The organism is Gordonia amicalis (assembly GCF_022059885.1).
Lineage (GTDB): Bacteria > Actinomycetota > Actinomycetes > Mycobacteriales > Mycobacteriaceae > Gordonia > Gordonia amicalis.
Window position 1 is genome coordinate 1,047,156 of the sequence record NZ_CP091855.1, and the last position, 23,368, is coordinate 1,070,523.

Annotated in this window: 20 protein-coding genes and 2 pseudogenes; 10 read left to right on the forward strand and 12 right to left on the reverse strand. The window is 65.5% G+C overall.

Annotated elements, in window-relative coordinates:
• Nucleotides 1-456, forward strand: coding sequence for a 50S ribosomal protein L9 (rplI, locus tag IHQ52_RS04790; protein WP_024499105.1), 456 nt, complete (start codon nucleotides 1-3; stop codon nucleotides 454-456).
• A 166-nt stretch (nucleotides 457-622) separates the two neighbouring features.
• Here the strand turns inward: rplI and IHQ52_RS04795 are convergent, their stop codons facing one another.
• On the reverse strand, nucleotides 623-1,288 hold the full coding sequence (locus tag IHQ52_RS04795; RefSeq protein WP_035760553.1) for a hypothetical protein: 666 nt from the start codon (nucleotides 1,286-1,288) through the stop codon (nucleotides 623-625).
• Between the two features lie 579 nt (nucleotides 1,289-1,867).
• Here IHQ52_RS04795 and dnaB point away from each other — a divergent pair.
• The 5 genes from dnaB to IHQ52_RS04825 all read left to right on the forward strand — a co-directional run bounded on the left by dnaB (nucleotide 1,868) and on the right by IHQ52_RS04825 (nucleotide 8,839).
• The gene (gene dnaB / locus IHQ52_RS04800) at nucleotides 1,868-4,111 is read left to right on the forward strand and encodes a replicative DNA helicase (RefSeq protein WP_024499107.1); all 2,244 of its coding nucleotides are present in this window, start codon (nucleotides 1,868-1,870) and stop codon (nucleotides 4,109-4,111) included.
• 231 nt (nucleotides 4,112-4,342) lie between these two features.
• A complete protein-coding gene (locus IHQ52_RS04805) occupies nucleotides 4,343-5,728 on the forward strand; it encodes an AAA family ATPase (RefSeq protein ID WP_024499108.1) in 1,386 nt (461 codons plus the stop codon).
• Nucleotides 5,725-6,234: a hypothetical protein gene (locus IHQ52_RS04810; protein WP_024499109.1), complete on the forward strand. Its 510-nt coding sequence runs from the start codon at nucleotides 5,725-5,727 to the stop codon at nucleotides 6,232-6,234. The genes IHQ52_RS04805 and IHQ52_RS04810 overlap by 4 nt, the downstream gene beginning before the upstream one ends.
• A 56-nt stretch (nucleotides 6,235-6,290) precedes the next feature.
• Nucleotides 6,291-6,905, forward strand: a complete 615-nt coding sequence (locus IHQ52_RS04815; RefSeq protein WP_198362481.1) for an RNA ligase family protein — start codon at nucleotides 6,291-6,293, stop codon at nucleotides 6,903-6,905.
• Nucleotides 6,906-7,528: 623 nt separating this feature from the next.
• Nucleotides 7,529-8,839 carry an MFS transporter gene (locus tag IHQ52_RS04825; RefSeq protein WP_024499111.1) on the forward strand — a complete coding sequence of 437 codons (1,311 nt, stop codon included), beginning with the start codon at nucleotides 7,529-7,531 and terminating at the stop codon, nucleotides 8,837-8,839.
• Between the two features lie 275 nt (nucleotides 8,840-9,114).
• Here IHQ52_RS04825 and IHQ52_RS04835 read toward each other — a convergent pair whose 3' ends face one another.
• The 4 genes and pseudogenes from IHQ52_RS04835 to IHQ52_RS04845 all read right to left on the reverse strand — a co-directional run bounded on the left by IHQ52_RS04835 (nucleotide 9,115) and on the right by IHQ52_RS04845 (nucleotide 11,405).
• Nucleotides 9,115-9,303, reverse strand: a complete 189-nt coding sequence (locus IHQ52_RS04835) for a hypothetical protein (RefSeq protein ID WP_035760577.1) — start codon at nucleotides 9,301-9,303, stop codon at nucleotides 9,115-9,117.
• A gap of 109 nt (nucleotides 9,304-9,412) precedes the next feature.
• A pseudogene (locus IHQ52_RS23740) lies at nucleotides 9,413-9,594 on the reverse strand (wax ester/triacylglycerol synthase domain-containing protein); the annotation flags it as partial.
• A gap of 73 nt (nucleotides 9,595-9,667) precedes the next feature.
• Entirely contained in the window at nucleotides 9,668-10,729 is a 1,062-nt protein-coding gene (locus IHQ52_RS04840; protein WP_157753410.1) for a spirocyclase AveC family protein, read from the reverse strand.
• Nucleotides 10,730-10,847: 118 nt separating this feature from the next.
• On the reverse strand, nucleotides 10,848-11,405 hold the full coding sequence (locus IHQ52_RS04845; protein WP_024499114.1) for a TetR/AcrR family transcriptional regulator: 558 nt from the start codon (nucleotides 11,403-11,405) through the stop codon (nucleotides 10,848-10,850).
• A gap of 157 nt (nucleotides 11,406-11,562) precedes the next feature.
• Here IHQ52_RS04845 and IHQ52_RS04850 point away from each other — a divergent pair, with 157 nt between their 5' ends.
• Entirely contained in the window at nucleotides 11,563-12,891 is a 1,329-nt protein-coding gene (locus IHQ52_RS04850; protein ID WP_024499115.1) for a DoxX family protein, read from the forward strand.
• Nucleotides 12,892-12,900: 9 nt separating this feature from the next.
• Here IHQ52_RS04850 and IHQ52_RS04855 read toward each other — a convergent pair whose 3' ends face one another.
• The 4 genes from IHQ52_RS04855 to IHQ52_RS04870 are packed head-to-tail and all read right to left on the reverse strand — an operon-like array spanning nucleotide 12,901 to nucleotide 18,390.
• On the reverse strand, nucleotides 12,901-13,101 hold the full coding sequence (locus IHQ52_RS04855; RefSeq protein ID WP_035760557.1) for a hypothetical protein: 201 nt from the start codon (nucleotides 13,099-13,101) through the stop codon (nucleotides 12,901-12,903).
• 47 nt (nucleotides 13,102-13,148) lie between these two features.
• Nucleotides 13,149-14,603 carry a wax ester/triacylglycerol synthase domain-containing protein gene (locus tag IHQ52_RS04860; RefSeq protein WP_024499117.1) on the reverse strand — a complete coding sequence of 485 codons (1,455 nt, stop codon included), beginning with the start codon at nucleotides 14,601-14,603 and terminating at the stop codon, nucleotides 13,149-13,151.
• Nucleotides 14,600-16,090: an HAD-IB family hydrolase gene (locus IHQ52_RS04865; protein WP_024499118.1), complete on the reverse strand. Its 1,491-nt coding sequence runs from the start codon at nucleotides 16,088-16,090 to the stop codon at nucleotides 14,600-14,602. Before IHQ52_RS04865 ends, IHQ52_RS04860 begins: the two co-directional genes overlap by 4 nt.
• A complete protein-coding gene (locus tag IHQ52_RS04870) occupies nucleotides 16,090-18,390 on the reverse strand; it encodes a glycerol-3-phosphate 1-O-acyltransferase (RefSeq protein ID WP_024499119.1) in 2,301 nt (766 codons plus the stop codon). Before IHQ52_RS04870 ends, IHQ52_RS04865 begins: the two co-directional genes overlap by 1 nt.
• 243 nt (nucleotides 18,391-18,633) lie before the next feature.
• Between IHQ52_RS04870 and IHQ52_RS04875 the strand changes: the two genes are divergently transcribed.
• Nucleotides 18,634-19,275, forward strand: coding sequence for a trypsin-like serine protease (locus IHQ52_RS04875; RefSeq protein ID WP_024499120.1), 642 nt, complete (start codon nucleotides 18,634-18,636; stop codon nucleotides 19,273-19,275).
• 25 nt (nucleotides 19,276-19,300) lie between these two features.
• Here IHQ52_RS04875 and IHQ52_RS04880 read toward each other — a convergent pair whose 3' ends face one another.
• Both IHQ52_RS04880 and IHQ52_RS04885 read right to left on the reverse strand, forming a co-directional pair.
• Nucleotides 19,301-20,068: an oxygenase MpaB family protein gene (locus IHQ52_RS04880; protein WP_024499121.1), complete on the reverse strand. Its 768-nt coding sequence runs from the start codon at nucleotides 20,066-20,068 to the stop codon at nucleotides 19,301-19,303.
• 157 nt (nucleotides 20,069-20,225) lie between these two features.
• Nucleotides 20,226-20,429, reverse strand: coding sequence for a cold-shock protein (locus IHQ52_RS04885; protein WP_004020476.1), 204 nt, complete (start codon nucleotides 20,427-20,429; stop codon nucleotides 20,226-20,228).
• Nucleotides 20,430-20,704: 275 nt separating this feature from the next.
• Between IHQ52_RS04885 and IHQ52_RS23825 the strand changes: the two are divergent.
• Nucleotides 20,705-21,249: pseudogene (locus tag IHQ52_RS23825) on the forward strand (molybdopterin dinucleotide binding domain-containing protein); the annotation flags it as partial.
• 324 nt (nucleotides 21,250-21,573) lie between these two features.
• On the forward strand, nucleotides 21,574-22,407 hold the full coding sequence (locus tag IHQ52_RS04895; RefSeq protein ID WP_024499123.1) for an aldo/keto reductase: 834 nt from the start codon (nucleotides 21,574-21,576) through the stop codon (nucleotides 22,405-22,407).
• Nucleotides 22,408-22,480: 73 nt separating this feature from the next.
• Here IHQ52_RS04895 and IHQ52_RS04900 read toward each other — a convergent pair whose 3' ends face one another.
• On the reverse strand, nucleotides 22,481-23,254 hold the full coding sequence (locus IHQ52_RS04900) for a class I SAM-dependent methyltransferase (protein ID WP_024499124.1): 774 nt from the start codon (nucleotides 23,252-23,254) through the stop codon (nucleotides 22,481-22,483).
• Nucleotides 23,255-23,368: the final 114 nt, after the last annotated feature.

The window sequence follows — 23,368 nt, forward strand, 5'->3', positions numbered from 1 at the left end:
ATGAAGCTCATCCTCACCGCCGCCGTGGAGAATCTCGGCGAAGCCGGCGACATCGTCGTGGTCAAGGACGGCTACGGCCGCAACTACCTGCTGCCCCGCGGCCTGGCCATCAAGGCCACCCGCGGCGCCGAGAAGCAGGTCGAGGGCATCCGCCGTGCGCAGGAGGCCCGCGAGGTTCGCGGTCTCGAGCACGCCAACGAGCTGAAGCAGGCCCTCGAGGGCCTCGCGGCGGTCTCGCTGGACGTCAAGACCCATGACTCGGGCAAGCTGTTCGGTTCGGTCACCGCGGCAGACGTCGCCGGTGCCATCAAGACCGCCGGCGGACCGGTTGTCGACAAGCGCAACGTCGTGCTGCCCAAGGGTCACATCAAGGCCACCGGTAGCTACCCGGTCACCGTCACCCTGCACCCGCAGGTCTCGGCGACCGTGCAGCTCGCGGTCGTCGCCGCCAGCTGACCGCAGCGTCGAACTCACAAGGCCGGGTGGAAGAGATTCCACCCGGCCTTGTCGTGTCTGCCCCCGCCGGCCGAGTAGCGACGACCGAGCGGAGCGAGGATGCGCCCCGACCGCCGGCCGAGTAGCGACGACCGAGCGCAGCGAGGACGCCGCGTATCGAGGGCCCCTACTTCGGCGCAGGCGGGTTGGCGGGCAGCTGATTCCAGTACTGGAGGCCGGGCGGGAGGTATCGCGGTGCCGGGTTCGCGCTGTGTGCGACGGCGTTGTTGCCCGGTCCGAGCGTGTCCCAGGACGGGAAGAAGAACTTGTGCCACGCGGGCGTGAAGATCAGCGCCCGCTCGCCGGTGCGGCAGGCGACGACGTCGCGGCGGGGCACGGTGCAGGTGACACCGGCGATCGTGACGCGCTTGCCGACCCCGAGGAGCGGCGGCCGGAAACCGGTCGTGGATCCGAACCGATAGGTCTGTTCCCGGTTGACCCACCACGGTCCCTGTTGGTCGCCGGCGATGGCGGCGCCCGTCGCGGTGGGCGGGGCGGTCGCGGGACGACCCTGGCAGCCCACGTAGCGGTACGCCTGGCCGATCTGGCACATCCAGCGGCCCGTGGTGAAGAACGATCGGCCGTTGTCACCGTAGGCGAGTGACCGGAACGTCGTCGGGTCGACGGGCTGGTAGCGCGACAGATCGAATTCGACGGGCATCGTGGGACCCGGTGCTGCGTTCACCGCCGGTGCTCCCACCGCGATCCCGGCCGCGACGGTCAGCGCCGCAAGCGCACCGACTGTTCGACGGATGATCCCGGTTCCCAACCCCAATGGCGACACGATCGACATTGCATCACACGCGTTCGTGTCCTCGTCGACTAACTGTGGATAAGTCGGGCGACTGATCGGAGGTATGCGGACCTGTTACGCAGATCACCCGGGAAATTCACCGAATTGTTTGCCACACGTAGTTGAACAGTGGGTCGCAACACGCCCGCACGACGACGCGCCGAAGAGTACCGAAGGATTTTCAGTTTCGTGATTGTGGAAACTAATCAGGCCGCTGACCTGGTCAAACAGGGTTGTTCACACCCTAATTCCTCAGGTTGTCCACAACGGTTGCACAATCGCTCCCCCGATCACTCACACCTCGTCCACAAGTCCTCCCCAGATTTGCTAACAGTCCGGTTTGAGTCGGCGGCGTCGAGGTCTTAATGTCTCGGCTCAGGTCTCAGTCCCGTCTCGCGCGCACGACAGCACTCTTTGTCGGAGCGAGCCGATAGGAATGGAGACGGACAGAGCATCAAGTGACAGGGCATGACGTCGACACCGGGGACTCGCGAGGTGGCCTACCGGGGCCGACACCACAGAGGTCGTACCCATCCGCCCCGGGCGAATGGATCGAGCGTTGCGAGAGGTTAGACACGCGTGGCTGTTGTGGATGACCGCGGGCGCGGTCCCGCCGCCGGAGACCGCGACCAGGACAGGGGTCGGGGTGATGACGCTCTCCCCACCGAGGATTTCGGTCGCCAACCCCCGCAGGACCTCGCCGCCGAGCAGTCGGTACTCGGCGGCATGTTGCTGTCCAAGGACGCAGTCGCCGACGTCGTCGAGAAGATCCGCACGGCCGACTTCTACCGGCCGGCGCATCAAGCCGTGTTCGAGGCGATCCTCAGCCTCTACAGCAAGGGTGAACCGGCTGACGCGGTCACCGTTGCCGCCGAACTGGAGCGGTCGGGCGAACTCAAGCGCATCGGCGGCGCCCCGTATCTGCACACCCTGATCTCGACGGTGCCCACCGCGGCCAATGCCGGCTACTACGCCGAGATCGTGGCCGAGAAGGCCATCCTGCGTCGTCTGGTGACGGCCGGTACCCGCATCGTGCAGTACGGCTACGCGGGCAACGACGGCCAGGACGTGGCCGAGGTCGTCGACCGCGCACAGGCCGAGGTGTACGAGGTCACCGAACGCCGCCAGGCCGAGGATTACCTCCCGCTCGAAGAGCTCCTGCAGCCGACGATGGACGAGATCGACTCGATCGCCTCGCGCGGCGGTATCTCGCTGGGTGTCCCGACCGGCTTCGCGGACTTCGACAAGCTCACCAACGGTCTGCATCCGGGCCAGATGATCATCGTCGCCGCACGACCGGGCGTCGGCAAGGCGCTCGCCCTCGACACCCCGCTGCCCACGCCCACCGGCTGGACGACGATGGGCAAGGTCGGGGTCGGCGACCAGCTACTCGACGCCCACGGCCGGCCGACGACGGTGGTCGCGGCGACCGACGTCATGACCGAGCGTCCCTGCTACGAGGTCGAATTCAACGACGGTGCCGTGCTGGTCGCCGACGAGCAGCATCAGTGGGCGGCCGAGATCGACGGCGAGCGTCAGGTCGTCACCACGGCGGGTCTGCGCGCCCACGTCGGATGTGCCGTCATCCGCAACACCGCGCCACTCGAGTTGCCGCGCAAGCGTTTTGCCTATGGGCCGTACACCGTCGCCGCGCTCGCGGGAATGGCGTTCGACGATCCCGAGATCAGCATGCGTATCGACGCGGAAGGTCCCGTCGACGTCATGACGTTGATGGCCGACCTGGGTGGTCGCATCCCCTACGAGTACCTGCGCGGGTCGATCGCTCAGCGTCGCGCGCTGTTGGCCGGCCTCCTCGACGCGCGTGCCACCGTCGACGATGACGGGTGGATCACCGTGCCCGCCGCGACCCGGCACATGACCGGGGTCGTGGCCGATCTCGTTGCCGGTCTGGGCTTCAACTACAAGCGTTCGGCGACGGGTTGGTTGCGCGTCGACGCCGATGAGGATGTCTTCACCGTCCACCACAAGGCATTGCGCCACAAGGAACTTCGTCGTAATGCCGGTGTTCGACGCGTCGTCGCGGTGCGGCCGGTCGACTCGGTGCCGGTGCGCTGCGTCGAGGTCGACAACGACGAACACCTCTACCTCGCCGGCGAGGCGATGGTCCCCACACACAACTCCACGCTGGCCATGGACTTCCTGCGGTCCGCGGCGATCGGACACGGCCTCACCGCAGCCATGTTCTCGCTGGAAATGAGTAAAACCGAGATCGTCATGCGTCTGCTGTCGGCGGAGGCGAAGGTCAAGCTGGCCGACATGCGTGCCGGCACCATGAGCGACGACGACTGGACCCGGTTGGCTCGTCGTATGGGCGAGATCTCGGATGCGCCGTTCTTCATCGACGACTCGCCGAACCTGACGATGATGGAGATCCGCGCCAAGGCGCGTCGTCTCAAGCAGCGTCACGACCTCAAAGTCGTTGCGGTGGACTACATGCAGCTGATGACCTCGGGTAAGAAGGTCGAGTCGCGTCAGCAAGAGGTCTCGGAGTTCTCCCGTCAACTCAAGCTACTGGCGAAGGAACTCGAGGTTCCGGTGATCGCGATCAGTCAGCTGAACCGTGGTCCCGAGCAACGTACCGACAAGAAGCCGCAGGTGTCGGACCTTCGTGAGTCCGGCTCGCTGGAGCAGGACGCCGACATGGTCATCCTGCTGCACCGCCCCGACTCGATCGAGCGCGACGACCCGCGCGCCGGTGAGGCCGACATCATCGTCGGTAAGCACCGTAACGGCCCGACCGCCACGATCACCGTCGCGCACCAGCTGCATCTCAGCCGGTTCGTGGACATGGCGCGGGGTTGACGCGGCGACTGCCGAAGTAGAGCGAAGCGAAGGCGACGCGGGTTCGGCCACACCCGCAGCCAGAGAAAAGCCGCTGCCTGGACGAACAAGGCGTCCAGAATTGGTACTCTGCTCACCGCAACTCGGAGGTTCACCGACTCTCTCGAGAGCTGGCCGGCACTCTCCACGGCGATGGGCGGCCGCGGAGGTGACTGCGCTGAACGCAGAGTGCTCGCGAAGGAAGGGAATGGCGTGTTCACCCGATTACGGCTGAAGAACTTCAAGGCATGGGAGGACACGGGCGACATCGAGCTGGCCCCGTTGACCGTGCTGTTCGGAGCCAACTCGTCGGGGAAGTCGAGCCTGCACCAGTTCCTGCTCATGCTTCAGCAGACAGTCGAATCGCCGGACCGCCGACGGGTCCTCCACACCGGGGACGACCGGACACCCGTCGATCTCGGCGCGTACGCGAGTGTGCTGCGCAACGGAAACATCGAGGCGCCCTTGGCCTTTGAGTTCGATTGGCGGCGTGATCGTCCGCTGACCGTGGATCACGAACACAGTCGAACCAGATTCCATGGCACCGACATGGGATTTCGTGCGGCGATCAGTGCAACTTCTGAGACACCACCGCGCTTGCACGTCGACAGCTACGAGTATCGCCTCACCTCGAGCGACTCCGGCGACACGTTGTCGCTGGGAAGTGCGCGTGACGCCGGCAGTGGAGACTACTCCGTTCATGCCGAAGGCATCGAACTGGTCAGGACGCTCGGACGACAGTGGCCGGTGTCGGCTCCCTCCCACTTCCATGCGTTCCCCGATGACCTACCGACTCGTTATCAGTTCCTCGACTTCGCCGCAGATCTCACGCTGGCGCTCGAGGAGCAGTTGTTGGCGGTCAACTACCTCGGGCCGTTGCGGAAACAACCCCGTCGGACGTATCGATGGTCCGGAGAAGAGGTCAGCCACGTTGGCTGGAGCGGTGAGTACACGGTCGATGCATTGTTGGCCGGCCAGTCCCGGCGGTACAACTTCGACCCCGAGCAGGAGACGAAGCACCTTCAAGTACTGGTCGCCGAGTGGCTGAGAACGCTGGGGGTGATCGAGAGCTTCGCGGTGACTCCGATCGGAGCCGGTCGTGACGAGTACGAGGTTCGAGTGACGACGCCGGGCAGTAGTCGGGAAGTTCTGCTCACCGATGTCGGGTTCGGCGTCTCGCAGGTGCTTCCGGTGCTCGTGGAGGCGTTCTACTCCGCCCCCGGTTCGACGGTTGTCGTGGAGCAACCGGAGATCCACCTTCACCCATCCGTGCAGGCCGGGCTCGCGGACCTGTTCCTCGCTGCGACATCGGCTCGTGAGAACGGGAAGCCGCGCAGCACGCAGTTCATCGTCGAATCCCACTCCGAACACCTGTTGCGGCGTCTCCTCCGTCGGATCGCCGAGGGAGAAGTCGACGCTGCCGATGTGCGGTGCTACACCGTGAACTTCGACGAACGGGGGTCGACCATCGAGGCGCTCGACGTCGACGAGTACGGGAACGTGCGGAACTGGCCCGCGAACTTCTTCGGCGACCCCGCGGCAGATCTGGTCGCCCAGTCACGAAGTGCTCGACGTCGACGCCAAGGCCGGTCCACATGAGCAAAGTGATCGACACCAACGTGCCGCTCGTCGTCAAGTTTCCCGACGACCGGCCGATCGCACTCGTCGAGGCGTGCGAGGAGATTCTCGAGGAGATCATCGAGAACGGGCTTCCTGTTGTCACCGATGAACTCGGCGAAATCATCGAAGAGTACTTCCACCAGCTCAGTCGCGGTGGACAACCCACCTTGGGTGATGCTTTCGCCAAGTACGTCTACGACAATCGCCACAGCTGGGACGAAGCGGTGCGACCAGACATCGAACCCGATACGACCACGCCGAACAGCTACGCGGTGCTCGGTGGTGACGATGCCGAGATCGACCCGTCGGACCGCAAGTTGGTCGCGGCGGCGAAAGTCGCCGGTGTCCCCGTCCTGCAGGCCACTGACACCAAATGGCTCAACTGGGGCGAGGTGCTGAGTCGCCACGGTGTGCGTGTCGAGTACGTCCACGAACCGTCGATCCGCGCCGCCTACCGTGCGAAGTTCGGGTGCGACGCGCCGTGACCGACTTCGTGCGATTCCCGTCGACCCCGTACCTCGTCCGGCCGCGGGGTGTCGACGTGCGCGACGACAAGGTGCTGGACGAAGCAGAGCGGGACGAGTTTCTGTCCGGTCCGTTGCACGTCGAAGAGAAGATCGACGGACAGAATCTCGGTATCTCGGGCGGCGAAGACGGTTTGCTGTTTCAGGCGCGCGGCAGCTATGTCCAGCCCGGCGGCCGCCACTTCCGCGGACTGTCCACCTGGATCGAGCCTCGTCGACGACGACTCGCCAGCGCGCTCGGCACCGAACTCGTCCTCTTCGGCGAGTGGTGCGCGATCACGCACAGCGTCAGCTATGACCAACTGCCCGACTGGTTTCTGATATTCGACGTCTACGAGAAGACGGCCGGACGATTCTGGGACCCAGAGATGCGCGATGCCTTTGCCGACGAGGTCGGCCTGTTCACCGTCCCGTTCCTCGCTGTCGGAGACTTCACCTTGGACACATTGACGGGGTTGATACAGCGGAGCCGGGTGGGGCATGAGCAGATGGAGGGTGTTGTCGCTCGCTCTGCGGCCTCCACCGGGCCGCAGCGGCGTGCGAAGCTCGTCCGTCCGGACTTCGTACAGCAGATCGATCGGCACTGGATGACCGAGCAGCACACAATGAACCGCCTTCGGTCCTCGGGGTAGGTCTCCGACGATGGCAGCACCATCGCGCTCGACTTACGCAATGGCCATCTGGTGCTGCAGTGCTCGTCGCTGACAGTGCGCGACGAACGCCGTCGCGCACCAGTTGCATCCCAACCGGTTCGTGGACATGGCGCGGGGGTAGTGCGCCGATGGACGGGGCGGATCTCCAACTTGTCGAGGTACATGCCGTGACCACGAGCCACATGCACGAGACGACCACCGTGACGCCCGAGCAGTTTCTTGCAGGACTCACCGACTTCGGACCAGGTCGGGAAGAACCTCAAGGGCCGGCTCCTCGCGGGCGTGCTCGGAGCCGTGGGCTCCCGCGTCCTGGGTAAGCAGTTCAGGAACTCTGTCGCCGCCATCGAAGTCGTGACAACGGAACGAGTGGATCGGGCACGTAGGCGGCGGTCATCCGACGCGTGACTGCTCGACGTCATCTCGGTCGCGCGACTTCGATTGAGGTCGCGGCGTCGAAACGATGTCTTCCGGTCGACGCCCGGTCAGTGTGCGTCGAAACCGGACGCGCGTAGGTCTCTGGACGGCGCTATGGGCCTACCCCCGACAATGGGTTAGGTGAACGAAGGATTCTTGTCCGCCCGATCGGTCTCCGGCCCCCGACGATGACCGCACCCTCGCGCTCGACCCAGGCGATGGCCATTTGGCTGGTGGGTCTCACGGTCTACTTCGTCGCGGTCCTGCAGCGGTCCTCGCTCGCTGTGGCCGGTTTGCTGGCGGCGGAACGCTTCGACATCACCGCGTCGCAGCTGTCGACCTTCGTCGTGTTGCAGCTGCTGGTCTATGCCCTGATGCAGGTTCCGGTGGGACTTCTGGTCGATCGGTTCGGGCCGCGTCGTGTATTGCTTACCGGCACACTAATTCTCACGGTAGCGCAGTTCAGCTTCGCCTTCGCCGACACCTATCCGTGGGCTCTGTCGTCCCGGTTCTTCGTCGGGATCGGCGACGCGATGACCTTCGTGTGTGTCCTGCGATTGGTCACCAGCTGGTTCCCGGTCCGTCGAATACCGTTGATGACGCAGCTCACCGGGGTGCTCGGTCAGCTGGGCGCTGTGGCGGCAGCGATCCCGATGACGTGGGCGTTGTCCGGCTGGGGATGGACCCGCGCGTATATCGCCACCGCGGGGCTCGGCGTGGTGTTGCTGCTGGCCACCCTGCTGGTGGTCCGAGATTCTGCGGAGGCCCGCTCGGTGTCGGGACCGATGCTCGGATTGGCGGGTATCCGGCAGAGCCTGGGTGAGTCGTGGTCTCATCCCGGCACTCGTCTGGGCTTCTGGATGCATTTCTCCACTCCGTTCAGCACCAACGTCCTCGGTCTCCTGTGGGGCTATCCCTTCTTCGTGGAGGGCCAGGACCTGAGCGCCGGCGCGGCCGGGCTCCTGCTCACGATCATGGTGTTGGCCATCATGGGCTTCGGGCCGGTGTTCGCGTGGCTGATCACCCGCTCGCCGTGGCACCGGTCGACGTTGGTTCTGCTGGTGATCGCGAGCATCGCGACCGCCTGGGCAGTGGTGCTGGCGTGGCCGGGTCAGGCACCCTTCTGGGTCCTCGTCGTCTTGGTGGTGGTCTGCGGGATGGGCGGTCCCGCGTCGATGGTCGGCTTCGATCTCGGCCGCACATCCAACCCGGCTTCGCGCACGAGTACCGCCACCGGGATCATCAATCAGGCCGGCTTTGTGGCCACCCTCGTCACCGCGGGTCTGATCGGTCTCATCCTCGACTGGCGCACCCCGGATGGCGTCGAAGGTTATCCCGCCGAAGCCTTCACCTGGGCGATGGCCGCCCAGTTCCTGCTCTGGGGACTCGGCGCGGCACAGATCTGGCGCTACCGCCGTAAAGGACGTGCACGCTTGTTGCGCGACGACCCCGAGCAGTGGTCACGCCAGTCCGGCCGCCCGGTTCCGAGACGCCGGTGAGGCGGATTGGGCATGATGCCCGGGCGCGAACATCGTCGTCACGGTCGCCGGCGAGTGTCGATGACGGGGACCGTCGTTCCGCTCCGGATGGTGTCATCGCCGGTGGCGATGGTCAGCCCGCGGCGGGTGGCTTGGGCGACGATCATGCGGTCGAACGGGTCGGATGGTCCCAGGCGAGCTGGTATCGGTTTCCCCAGGCGTCGAGCTCGTCGTCGGGGAGTGGACGGTCGAAATCGTCGGACCAGTCGAACTAGTCCGAATGGCCTGTACCCACTTCAACTCAGCAGTACCCACACGAACCGCAGCACGACGGCACTGATCCCGAAGATCGCGACGCCGACCATCCACCGGCGGGCACCACGAGCGGCTGCCGACGGATCGCGTCCTCGGCGCGGGTAGGTGTAGGCAGCCATGAGTGCGCACATCGACGCGATCACTCCGGTCGCGAGGACCAGCGTCAACATCACCGCATTCACGAGCTCGGCCCATCGTCGTCACACGCCCAGACGTCGCTTCGACGATGCGACCTCGATCGAAGTCGCATCGTCGAAATGAGGTGTACCGGTTGGCGCCTCACACCACTCGCTTCAACTCCCCGGGGGTCTGGTCGTATCGGCGACCAGGCAGTCGGCGAACAACTCCTGATCTGTCACCGCGGCACCGTCGGAATTGATTCCGAGGCAGGCGGTTCCGTTGTGCGTGATCATCGTGGCCATCATCGCGCAGCCGGGGAGCGGGCCGAACGGGAACAGCCGGATAGTCGACTGTCAGACGCGGCCATGTGCAGCTGAACGTGAGAACCTACGCTGACGCGCCGTACCCGGCGCCTCAGCGCGATGGCTCGGCCGGCGTCGTGGTCGACCAGAACGGGACGCACTTGGGGTTGTCGCCGAGCCCGCACATGTCGTTCTCGATGTAACTCGGCACGGTGGGCTGGGTGGTGTCGGCGTGCTGGTTGACCACGTTGTACCCGAGGAAGAAGACCAGCATCGCGATGTTGAACACGGCGCCGAGCGAGAGCACGCGGAGGAATGTACGTCCCCTGCGAATCTTGAGTCGATCGAGGCCGCGGTCGGTGATCATGCGTCCGCGCGAGTCTCGGAAGCAGTAGATCAACGCGCTCAATCCGACCATGCCGCAACCCCATACGAGTCCCTCGTACAGGGGGAACTGGTAATCGGTACCCGGGAAGAGTGAGATGCTGCCGCCGACCCACACGTAGCGGTCCACGCCTTGCAGGAGTGTGATCAGCTCGCCGATGACGTCCTGGGCGAACATCAGCACCATCACGAAGGCGATCAGTCCGGCCCGATTGATCCGGGGCACATGCCTGCGCACCCATTTCAGGTACGCGTCGACGCCCATCATGTTCAGCGGCACGAAGAACAGATAGATCCCGACCCACCAGAAGATGGGCTGGGGATTCACGCCGCCGTTGTCGACCCAACCCGGGATGAACTCAGCCCAGGTGCCGAAGTTGGGGAAGTGCGAGTTGTAGGAGTAGACCGGACGAAGAGCGTTGACCAGCGGGTCCTGCCAGGCAGTGAGCATCCACGCCATCGCCACGATCGCCACCGGCGGAAGCTCGCCGTCGCGGATGCGTTTTCGCACGATCCACGTGACGAACACGATGCTGCCGACGATGCTCAGCCCGTCCCAGAAGTAGATCCACACCATGTTGGTGCCGTCGTCGGTACCGGGCATGACGCGTTGGAAGCTGTCCGACGTCACCCACCGGCCGAAGATGTAGAGCTCCAGAACGAGGAAGACCGCGCCGAGCCTGGCCAGCCACACGACAGCAGGCGAGTCGGGGCCCACACGGCCGAGCCGACCGCCGAACGGCAGTTCTGTCCGGTCCTCAACGGTATCGGGGGAATCCTTCGTAGTCATGGATCGGCCGGTCCCTCCTGGCGGCTGCCGCTCACGGAGCGAGCGGAACATACACACCTGTATGTTGGGAGCGACGGTACATTCAGTTAGCTCTTTGCGTCAATGCCCCAACCGGCTTTTAAGAGGGGCCGCCTTGGCGGAGTGCTCGTGCGAGCTCGGAATACATTGCGCGCATCTCGCTCTGATCGAGCGGCTGCCGGGTTACCTGGATCCCCGCCAGGGCGGCGATCGCGATGGCGGCGAACGCCGCGGCCTGTGTCTCCGGTATGCCGTGGCGCTGCAGCGACGCTGCCAGTCCCTGTCGGCGTAGTTCATCCACTCGACGCTGCGCTGTCGCCACCCGTGGTTCCACGGTGGCCCAGGCGCGCAACGCCGCCTCGGCCGCATGTGGCAACCCGATCGCCAGGTTGGCCTGCTCGTCGATCTGTGACCACAGATCGGGCGCTTCGGGCCGCGCGATCAGGTCGCGGCTGTAGCGCTCTTCCCAGTAGTCCAAGAACTTGGCCACGAAGTCGTCGAAGTTCTTGAAGTGGTGGTAGAAAGAGCCGCGGGTGGCGCCGAGACGCTCACACAATCCGGCGGCGGTCAGTGCGGGGAAGCCGGAGTCCTCCAGCACCCGCATCGCCTCATCGAAATAGTCGCCGGCCGACAGTCGACGGGATGCGGAGTCGGTCACGGGTGCCCTCGGTTTGCCATGGGCGCCATGCTATCCGTCATATCCGAGGTCGTGGTCAACCCCGAGCCACCCCGGAGGTGAGGCCGCCCGAAAGCAGGGGGCGGACTCGGTCTCTTCACTGATGTGCGCGACACCCTCGTCCCCTTAGCGTCGCGGTATGACTGTGATCGACACGGCCCCGAGCGCGAAGGACTCCACCAACGAACCCCCTATCCCGTCCGGCGACTGGAGTCCGGCGAAGAAGGTGCTGTTCCGGTTCACCTTCACTTACACGGCGCTGTTCTGCCTGACGTTCGCACAGATCACCTTCGTGTTCCTCGGCCCGGCGGGGAGCCTGCTGCCGGAGAGCGCGGTCCTGTGGCAGCTGAAAGCGCTCGGGCCCGCCCTGGAGTGGCTGGGCCGCAACGTCTTCGGTGTCGACGCGATCCTCGATGTGAATTCCGGGAGCGGAGACCAGATGGCGATCTGGATCTACCTGTTCCTCATGGTGGTGGTCGCCCTTGTCGTCGCCGCGCTGTGGTCGATGCTGGATCGTCGACGTCCCGGCTACGCACGGCTGTGGACCTGGACGGCGCTGTTCCTGCGGCTCGCACTCGGGGGACAGATGCTGTTCTACGGTTTCGCGAAGCTCATCCCGTCGCAGATGGGTCCGCCTCCGCTCGCGGCACTGCTCGAACCGTTCGGAGACTTCAGCCCGGCGTCGGTGCTGTGGCTACAGGTCGGGAGTTCGCCGGTCTACGAGATGCTGCTCGGCAGTGTCGAGGTACTCGGTGGCCTCCTGTTGTTCTGGACCCGGACGGCCACACTCGGGGCGATCATCAGTCTCATCGCAATGGTCCAGGTGTTCATCCTCAACATGACCTTCGACGTCCCGGTCAAGATCCTGTCCTTCCACCTGGTGGTCTTCTCGCTCATCCTGTTGGCGCCGCATGTGCGGAACCTGCTGGAGCTGTTCGTATTCGGACAAGCAGCGAAGCCGCTGACTCCGACTGCACTGTTCAGGCGCGCCAGTTTCAACAGGTGGGCCGCGGGAATGCAGGTGGTGCTGGGCGTCTGGGTTGCGATCGGCGCAGCTCAGATCAGTTGGACCGGGTACCAGGAATACGGTGCCGGGGCACCGAAACCGGAACTGTACGGCATCTGGTCAGTCCAGGACTTCCGCGTGGACGGAACTCTGCGTGCCCCGCTCACGACCGACGAGAAGCGCTGGCAACGAATCATTTTCGACATTGGCGGAGCGACGACCTTGCAGATGATGGACGGTGCGCTGGTGCCGGTGCCGGCCGACATCGCCGACGAGACACTGCAGATGCAACAGCCGCTCGCCTCGCTGGTCATCGAGCGACCCGACGACGACACCCTGGTGCTGTCCGGCGAGCTGGACGCAACGCCGACCTCGATCGTCGCGCACCGTATCGACCACGACGCGTTGACGCTACGGAGTCGTGGGTTCAACTGGGTGCAAGAGGCGCCGTTCTTCCGGTGACGTTCACATTCAGAGCATCAACAACCACACGAACCGCAGCACGATGGCGCTGATCCCGAAGATCGCGGTGGCGACCAGCCATCGGCGGGCACCGCGATCGGCGGTCAGCGGATCGCGCCCTCGGCGCAGGTAGATGAAGGCCGCCATGATCGCGCACGCCGATGCGATCACCCCGGTGGCGAGGACGAGGACCAGCATCACCGTGTTCATCAGCGCGCCCCATCGTCGCCACACTGCCAGGTCTGTGAGTCGGAGTCTCACACCACGCGCTTCAGTTCCCCGGGCACCGCGTCGTCGTCCGCCGCCAGTGCGAGCACCTCGCCGAATCCGGCGACCAGGCAGTCGGCGAAGAGTTCCTGATCCGTCACCGCGGCACCGTCGGAGTTGATTCCGAGGCAGGCGATTCCGTTGTGGGTGATCATGGTGGCCATCATGGCGCAGCCCGGGAGCGGGCCGAACGGGAACATGCGCTCGACCTTCGCGCCGGCGACGTAGGTGTCCCAGGGGATTCCGGGGACGTTGCTGGCCTGCAGGTCGTTCTGGCTCGTCGTGCCACTGAAGCGCATGAGAACCGTGCCGGGTAGCCACGCCATCACCGATCCGAGGGTGTTGAAGATGTCGACCGCCGGTTCATGACGGGCCTGACGCACCTGCTCGCGGATGGTGAGCACGCGCTCGAAGGGGTCGGCGATACCGACCGGCGCGGCCAGGCGGCCCACCGCGATCCGGTTTCCGCCCGCGGGATCTTCGGGACGCCGCACCGAGATGGGAATCGCCACCGGCATCGTGTCGACAGGTGAACCCATCTTCTCGTGGTAGAGCCGGAACCCGCCGATGAGTCCGGCGAGGTAGACGTCGTTGACCGACGAGCGGGCAGCGGTCGCGGCCGCCTTCAAGTCCGGAAACGGCACCTCGAAGGCGCTGAACCGCCACGACAGACTGCGGTGAGCCAACAGCGGTGATCCGGGCGGGCTCACCAGACCGGCGACCCTCGGGACCGAACGGCCATAGCGCAGAGCGGTGCTCAGCGCCTGACGCGGATTCGCCAGCGCGCGTATGCCGCGGAGGGTGGTGTCGATGCGATGCGGGACCCGTCGGACCTCCTCGGCGATCTGCCGTTGGAGCAGATCGAGCGGCGTGATGTTCACCGGGTCGGGGCTCGGGGGCTGCGGTTTCTTCGGATTGTGTTCACGCGTCGGCGAATGCAGTTGTGCCAGGCCGATGATCGCGCCCAGACCGTCGGTGAGTGCATGGTGCGCCTTCAGGAAGTACGCGGCCTTGCCGTCGGGCAAACCCTCGATCAGCGTGCCCTCCCACGGCGGACGGGCGGCGTCGAGTGCGGTCATCGCGAGCTGTTCGCAGGTGGTCAGCAGTTCTCGCATGCTGCCGTCGCCGCCCAGCCGGATCCGACGCAGGTGGTAGTGCAGGTCGAAGTCGGGATCGACCGCCCAACTGGGTGTTCCGGTGCCGAAGGGGGAGTCGACGACCCGCTGGCGGAAGCGCGGAGCCATCCGACTCGCCCACTCGTGGGCGGCGACCAGGCGATCCCAGTCCGGGTCGCAGTCGTAGATCTCCAGCATGCAGATCGTGCCGCGCATACGACGGTCGGTGTCACCGCGCCACATGATGGTGTCCACCGAACTCATGTGGGGGTCGCTTGCCCAGTCGAGGGGCCGGTCCAGGCCCTCTGCCAGATCGGGGTCGTCGCTCATCGGTCTTCCTCCGGTTGTCTGCGCAGCGACTCCACCGAGTCGTCGACGAACGACTCCAGCGGCCAGTCGGCGAGTGCCGTGATATACATCTGCCGCACCTCCTCGGCGCGGGTACCGATCTCGTCGGCGGTCCACTCGCTGGTGTCGACGGGTGGCAGGACCATCACCTCGACGGTCCCCGGTCTGATGAGTTGCGCACCGCGCCACATCAATTCACCGGTGTTGCGCAACACCACCGGGACGATCGGCACGCCGGCCTGCATGGCGATGTGGAACGGGCCCTTCTTGAATCTCCCGATCCGCGGGGTCGGTGACCGGGTGCCCTCCGGCGCGACGATCAGCGACATGCCGTCATCGCGCAGTGCCTTCACGGCCGGTGCCAGTTGTTCGATGGCCTTGCCCCGGTTGGTGCGGTCGATGAAGACCAGTCCCGCCTGGCGCAGGATCTCGCCGAGGACCGGTACCCGCTGCACCTCCTTCTTGGCCACGCCGGTCGCATCCGACCGGACCAGGTTGATCATGACCGGGAGGTCCAGCTTCGACTGGTGATTGAACAGGAAGACGCACGGCCGGTCCGAGAACAGGTATTCGCCACCGTCGAGCACCTGGACATGAACGCCGGCCAACGACAATCCGACGTCGTTACCGGTGGGGAGCGCTTTGACGAGGGCGTGCGGATCGCGGCGTACCACCCCCGCAGCCGCGCCCACGGCGGCCGCGCCGACGAACGACGCGTAGAACGCACCGGTCCGGGCCAGCATCCCCAAGCGGTTGTATGTGGGGTTCTTCAGATCGATGATCGGCCAACCGCGGGACTCCGCCTCGGCGCGCAGGATTCGGCGCGGCGATACGGCCGCCGGATTTCCCACGGACTCGAGGTAGGGGATGTCTTCGTTGCCGTCGCTGTAGGCAAAGGACGCGTCGAGATCGATGCCGTTCGCGCGCGCCAACTCTCGGACAGCCGCCGCCTTGCCCGGTCCCCACAGCGGACGTCCCTTGACGTTTCCGGTGACCACGCCGTCGACGACCTCCACGTCGGTGGCGAGTGCGAAGTCCGCCCCGATCTCGCGGGCGATCGGCTCGATCTGGAATCGCGTGGCCGACGACGCGATCACGATGGTGTGCCCCATCTCCCGATGGGCACGCAAGATCTGCCACATCTGGGGACGTAGCTTGGCCGCGGTCTCGTACTTGAAGAGGTGCTCGCCGAAGGCGATCAGCTCCGCATATGTCTTACCCGCGAACGTCGGTCTCGTGGCCGCGAGAACCTCGGCGTAGTCCTGCTCCGACACGACGCCGCGCAGACCGATCAACAGGAAGTCGGCGAGTTCCCCGAACCCGAACTCCATACTGCGCAACCGCGCCCGCATGATCGCGGCAGCGGAGAAACCCTCGATCAGCGTGCCGTCGTAGTCGAAGAGCGCGGCCACCTTCTTCCCCGTCGGCGCGGAACGGATCGCGCGCATGCGATCGGTGAATGCGCTCATCACTCCTCCTCCCGCACGCCGACCGGCTGTAGGTCCTCGATCGCCGCGATACGCGCCAGGCGATCCCGCATCAGTTCGACCTCGTCGAGCCAGTCCTGGCGGGCGGCCCGCAGATCCACGATCTCCTCGCCGTGGATCAGACCGCGGTTGTCGGCGAGGCGGTAGGCCCCGTCGTAGAGATCCTTGGACACCGAGTCCTTGCTACGAAGAACGGCCTGCAGTGCCAGTTGCCGTCCGAGACCCAGGCAGTCGGCGATCAGGGCATCCTTCTCCTCGGCGGTGTTGCCCAGCTCCACCAGCTTGGTCGCGACCACCAGCTGGGCGTCGAAGAACGGTTGCAGCGTGCGCCGCGCGAGAAGTGCTCCGGTGTGACCGTGCAGCACCTCGTAGGTCCATTCCTGGCTGGGGGTGACCGCACGCCAGCCGGGAGCCAGGAGATCGAGTTCGATGCCGAGGCGATGGAGGAACTCGGTCTTGGGCGGGAAGAAGAACTCGAACTTGAGGAGATCCCGGATACGGAGGGCCTCGCGCTGGGCCGCGGTCAGAAGATTCTCATCCGGAGCCGGCGGGGAACCGACGTGGTTGCTCCGAATCGGCGTGCTCCCGGCCTTCACCTCGCCCTCGGCCAGTGCGAGCAACCCCATCTCGACGATCGCGCGGTCGACGAAATGGTGCAGCGCGCCGTTGCGGTAGTAGGCGGCGACGGCCCGATTCTCGGGAACCACCGACCAGACCTGTTCGGAACCACCGTCGTAACAGGTCACCACGCCGTTCCCGGCCAGCACTCGCAGAGTTCGCACGAGCCCGACGCCGCGGCACAGCGCGGGATCGGGGCCGGGCAGTCCGCGACGTTCGATGTAGTCGAGCAGGGGAGCGAGTACGGCCTCGATCTCGGGGAGGGTGTACGCGCGATCCCGTGCGCCGAGTGCTGCAAAGCCGACCAGGGAGGTCGCCGTGATCGGCGTGGCCGCGTTGATCTCGTCCATCACACGGAAGGCGACCTTCTCCAGACGTGCCGGCCCTTCACCCGCTTCGTCCAGCGCCTCCCGCAGCGAGATCGGTGTGCCGAAACGGACTCGCGCGTCGCCGAGGTAGCTGCGCTGCGCCTTGGCATAGCGCAGCAGCCAGCCGACGCCCTCGGGTTTCTTGACCCCGCCCGCGTCCTCCGCGGCAATCGCGCCGACCTCCTGCAGCTGGTCGTAGACGATCGACGTCGGCACGATCGACACATCGACGCCGTCGAGCTGCCCCACCGCGTCGACGACGTAGTTCAGGAGCCCGAGCATCGGCTTGCGCAGCTTTCCCGTTCGGCTGCGACCACCCTCGATGTACCACTCCAGGTTGAACCGCTTCTCGATGATGTAGGCCAGATAGGACCGCATCGCGAATTTGTAGACCGGGTCCGAACCGAACTTGCGGCGGATGAAGATCATCCCCGCGCGACGGGCGATCGGTCCCACCGGCCAGAACGACAAGTTGTTGCCCCCGAGTACGAGATTCGGTGGAAAGTCGTTGTTACGCAGAACCTTCGCCAGCACCAATGGGTCGACGTAGGAACGGTGAGAGGGCAGGAAGATCAGGCCGGTCGACTTGTTCAGCGTCCGTAGCGAATTCAGGGTGTCGACGTCGACCGTGACGTTCCACGCGCGTTCGTGGAGCCTGTTGAACGTCGCGGAGAAAATGTCGTCCATCAGCCTGCTCTGGGTGGCGACGAAACCCGAGAGCTTGTCGATCGCCTCGGAGACCACCGCATCGGTCGGTCGGCCCAGTTCGGCGGCGAGCTTGGCCGCCCCGCTCTGGAACCGCGCCGAGCTGCTGATCTGTTCGGCCACCAGCCGGGGGACCTTGTATCGGTCGCCGACGATCTGACGTTCCGCACGTTCGGCCGACACCGATGCCTGGAGTCGGACGAACTGGTCGAAAGGCTCACCCTCGGCCTGGTCGCGAGCTTGCCGTTCGCGGAGTTCGGCGATCGTGGCCGGTTCCCCCGCCACCACGCGCAGGGCGTCCGGACGGCGCCTGCGGATGATGGGCTGCATGAGTCCGAGGGGGCGCCGGGGATTCGACAGCACCAGCACGTCGCCGAGCGTGACCCGCCGCTCACCCTGGCGGACCGCAGGCAGCCAGACCGGCCGGACGGGTACGAGCAGCGTGCTGGGCGAGAGTGCATCGAAGTCGACGTCGGCACCTTGACGGATCTCGGCATCCGGGTAGGCCTTCGCCGCCCAATCGGTGACCGCTCGCATCTCGCACGACGTGCGGGCCTTCGTCAGGACCAGAACGGGATCGGACATCTGCATCACCCTCACGTCTCATCGTCGACACCGCGCCGGTTTGCTTCATGCCCCGGTGTCTCGCACGTCCCGTCGTCCCCACAGGGGGATAGCCGCCGGGCGAACCGGCCGCATACCTCATTGTGACGTGGCCTACATCGGGCGGTGCGGGTTTCGGCGACCGCGACAGGCGGCGGCAGCAGTCGCGACGGGGTCGCGCCGCCCGTCGCCGGCACGGTTAGGCTGTTCACGCTGCCTGGGGAGGGAAACATGAGGATTCGGTTGCGCGTGTTGCTGGCGTTGGGGGCATCGACGGCGCTGTTCGCAGCGCCCGCTGTCGTGGCGGATGCCGCGGTGCTCACCGTGAGGTCGGGGATGGCGGTCAGCATCGACGACACCTTGGTCACAGCGAACAGTTGCACTCTCGGCGCGGTGATCTCTCGAACGAAGGCGCTGACCGCGGGGCACTGCGGCGACGTCGGTAGGCCGGTGTACGACCAGAAGGGACACCGAATCGGGACGATCACCGCCAACCGCATCGCGCGACAACTCGACATCGCGGTGATCCGCCTGGCGCCGCGTGTGTCTGCCCGGATCGACACGGTGAACTGGGATGCGAAGTTCCACCGGGGTCAACTGGTCTGGAAGTCGGGGATCACCACGGGCTACGGAACGGGCAAGGTCACCGACCCAGCCGAGGTGCTGCGCACTTCGCACGGCGTCTCACTCACGCCGCCGTTCCTGACGAGCCACGACTCGTATTCGATTCAGACGAGTCTTCGGTCGGAGTCGGGAGACAGTGGTGCTGGTGTTCGGAACAGTCGTGGGCAGGTCGTCGGAATACTGTCGTCCGCAACCATCGAGGGAACCGTCGTCGTCCCCGTGTCACGGTTGCCGCGCGCGCTGCGGTAGGAGAAGACGCAGATCCCAGGTGCTCTCAGCGGGTCCGCCGCGCGGCGAGGACCTTCTCGCGGACCTCGACGGGCCAGATGTTCCGCGCTGGTGCGACGGCATCCACCGCTGAGAGGATCGTCGCGGTGCGCGCCAGCGACCGCCGATCGGCCGCCGATACGGTTATCCCGAGATGCGTTGCCGCCACTGGATGTTGGATCGCACGGACCGCCCCGGAGGGGAGGTTGCGAAACAGCCAGTAGTCCGGGCGGAGGAGCTGTGTGCGGTACCAGCCCATGCCGGGGTCGGGGTCCAGCTGAGTGGCGAGAGCGTCGTCGAAGTACTCGTCGAACTCGTGCAGCGTCGCCGGCATCGCGCGCGCCGAGATGCCGAGGCGCCCGTACCATTCGCAGGTCTCGGCATACAGCTTCTCGCGGTCGTCGGCTCCGAGTCCGCCGAAGAACACGTCCACACAGGTGAACAGGGCGTCGACATAGGTGGCATGCTCGAAGAAGAAGACGTCGGGGTTGAGTGCGTGATACCTCTGCCCATCAGGTCGGTGGCCGTGAAAGTGGTCGTGGCTGTAGCGGATCAGGCGTACGGCGTCGAAGTCGTCTTCGTAGGCGGACCTGACGATGCATGGCGCGGTCCGCTTCTTGTGGATGAACACGCGGTTGGAGACCATCGAGAACTCGTGGGTGGCGGATGCGATCGAGGGATGGAGCATCTGCAACGACACCGCGCGGCAGATCGACATCACGAATCGGCGGTCACCGGCATAGCGCCACAGAAGCGAGTGTTCGTCGAGTGTCATGATCGCCATCCTTCGTCCGGCACATCCCCCAAATCTGGAAACGGAGGTTATCAGATATCGGGAGCGCCATCGACGGCGGTGGTGATCATGTCCCGGAAACGACGAAACGCCCCATCTGACCGGAGTCGGATGAGGCGCTTCGTGAAGTCAGGTGTGCTTAGAGCGCGCTGACGTTGGTTGCCTGGGGGCCCTTGGCTCCCTGCTCGACGTCGAATTCGACGCGCTGGTTCTCCTCGAGGTTGCGGAAGCCGCTACCGGTGATGGAGGAGTAGTGGACGAAGACATCTGCGCCCTGGTCGTCGGGTGCGATGAAGCCGAAGCCCTTTTCGCCGTTGAACCACTTGACGGTTCCCTGTGCCATACTGCTGTACTTCTTTCTTCAGTTCAGCAGCCACCAAAACTGATGACCGCTCGACAAGTGTGGCACAGAAAATGTGTCCTGGGAAACGGTGGGTGCGAATTTCCACAAAACAGGTGCACAATGGCGGTTTTGCGGGTCGCGTCAGTCCGTCTGCTTCGGCAAACGGATGACGGTGGTGGGTTGGCTTGGTTCCACCGGTGTTCGGCGCGTCGGGGGTTACTGATGGTCGAACGGCCGGGTGTGGTCGAGGTCGATCTGCCGGGCCGCCGCGCTGCATCCGGGGAAAGGTGCAGCACAGTTCGCCCGGCGTGTGTCCCGTGCGCGGGCACTCCAACGTGCAGGGCGACCGGACGGTGGCTATCTGGGAGAAGATGCCGGACGCCTTCCTCGATGCGCTCGACACCGAGTTCGGCATCCGCTCACCCCGCCGTCACGGACTCGACGCCGTCGACTCGATCCGGGGCATACGAGACGGGCGCGCCGCGCTCGTCCTGCCGTCGCTGGACCGCACGGACCGAGACGTGCGGAAAGGGCAGCGCCAGCTGGTCCCCGTCGAGCATTCGATGTCGGTGGTCCGTCTGGCCTGAAACCCGACCTCAACGCTCGGGTACGGCAACCCGACGGGTTCGTCCTTCCCGCACCCCGTGATGAGCACCGGTTCGAAACCGCAAGCGGCAAAGCGCGGTTCGCGGTGAACGAGCTGCAGTGGGTACCGGTCCCCGAAGGACGACCGGTCCTTCAGACCATGCGCAGCCACGACCAGTACAACACCACGATCTGCGGACTGTCCGACAGGTATCGGTGCGTGGACGGTGGACGGTGGACGGCGCGCGCTCTTCATCAACGCCGCGCTCGTGCCTCTCGACCACGTCGCCATCGACTCGAACACCCCCGCCTCCAAGGCGGTCCGATCTGACCGGCAATCGAACAGAGGTCGCCACGCACCTGGGTCGTCGATCCGTCATCGCAGACCGAGCAGCTCGAGGCTTGCTCAGCAGGTCAGGCCATGTGCAGGAATATCCCCGGTCCGGGCGTGCCTTGAACCGAACACGGTCGTGCATCCCTCGGGCTCGGTTGCGCCATCATCGGCGACCCGGTGCCGAGGTACGCCCTCGTCTCGCCGCAACGAAAGGACAGATCGCGTATGACAGTCCCGAACATCACACTCAACAACGGCATCACCATTCCGCAGTTGGGCTTCGGCGTCTTCCAGGTTCCGCCGGAGGACACGCGGGCGGCGACGCTGACGGCCTTCGAGGTCGGCTACCGCCACATCGACACCGCCGAGATGTACGGCAACGAGAAGGGCGTCGGTGAAGCGCTGCGCGATTCCGGCCTCTCCCGTGACGAAGTCTTCATCACCAGCAAGCTCAACAACGGATTCCACGACTTCGACGACGCGCTCAAGGCGCTCGACAAGACGAACGCCGACCTCGGGATCGACCAGGTGGATCTGTTCCTGATCCACTGGCCGCTGCCGGAGGTGGGCGACTACGTCCAGACGTGGAAGGCCCTGGAGAAGGCCTACGCCGACGGCAAGGCCCGTGCCATCGGCGTCTCGAACTTCCAGCAGGCGCACCTGCAGCGTCTGTTCGACGAGGCCGACGTGGTTCCTGCGGTGAACCAGATCGAGGTGCATCCATATCTGTCGCAGAACCCGTTGCGTGTCTTCAACTTCGAGCACGGCATCGCCACCGAGGCGTGGTCGCCGATCGCGCAGGGCAAGGTCGTCGACGACCCGGTCATCGCGAAGATCGCGGAGGCCAAGGGACGCTCGGCCGCCCAGGTCACGTTGCGGTGGCACATCCAGCGCGGCGACATCGTCTTCCCCAAGTCGGTGACGCGCTCCCGCGTCGAGGAGAACTTCGCGCTCTTCGACTTCGAGCTGTCCGAAGACGAGGTCTCGGCCATCGACGCCCTCAACGCCGATGCCCGTATCGGTCCCGATCCGGATACGTTCAACTACGTGCCGGAGTGACCGTCGCGCCCCTCGTCAGGGCAACCGGTCAGCAATGGGTATCGCTGAGCGAAACCCATTGCTGACCGGCCGATCAGGGAACCCGGAGCGATGCCCGCAGCTGGCCGAAGCGGAACAGCGCGGGTTCCCCGACCACCGACTGGTATCGGTCGACCACGGCGGCGACGAACGCATCGATCTCCGTGTCGGGTAGTCGGCTGGTCCAGTCGGAGGCGCCCACCGCGAACCAGGCGCGAAAATCGTCGACCGAATCGAATTGCCAGGACAGGTCTTTCACCGTCAGGTCGTCGACGGTGAACCCGGCCGCCTCGGCGAGGTGGCCGAAATGGGCCGGTTCGACGTGAACGTACGGTGCGCGGAATCCGTCGAAAGCGGGGGCCCAGCGCGAATCGGTCGCGACCTGCATCGCCACGTCCTCGATGCTCGGGCGCTCGGTCGCGCAGACCATCTGCAGCACCGCGCGTCCGCCGTCGACGAGACTTCTCCCGATCTGTCGCAGCGCCTCCCGCTGATCGTGGACCCAGTGGAGGGCGTTGAAGGAGACCGCGATGTCGAAGTCGTGGTCGAACGGCAGCGCCAGCACGTCGTCGACGTGGAACTGGACGCGCAGCATGTCGAACGGCACCCGGGCCGAGGCACGGTCGATCATCCGGTGCGAGGCGTCGACCCCCACCACCGAGCCGTCGGGCAACCGTTCGGCCAGCAGCATCGTGATGAAGCCGTCCCCACATCCGACGTCGAGGAGTCGCTCGTCACCTGCGAGCGCGAGGCCGGTGATCGACTCCTCGGCCACCATCCGCTGCAGGCCGCTCACCTCCGCGTACCGTTCACCGTCCCAGTCGACCATCGCATCTCCCGTCGTCGAGCATCGGCGTTCATGGTCCACCGCCGACCGCGCCGGGACATGGCATTCGCAACATCCGTGTGCTCCTGCGTGCAGGTTTCCATCCCGCGCGACCGC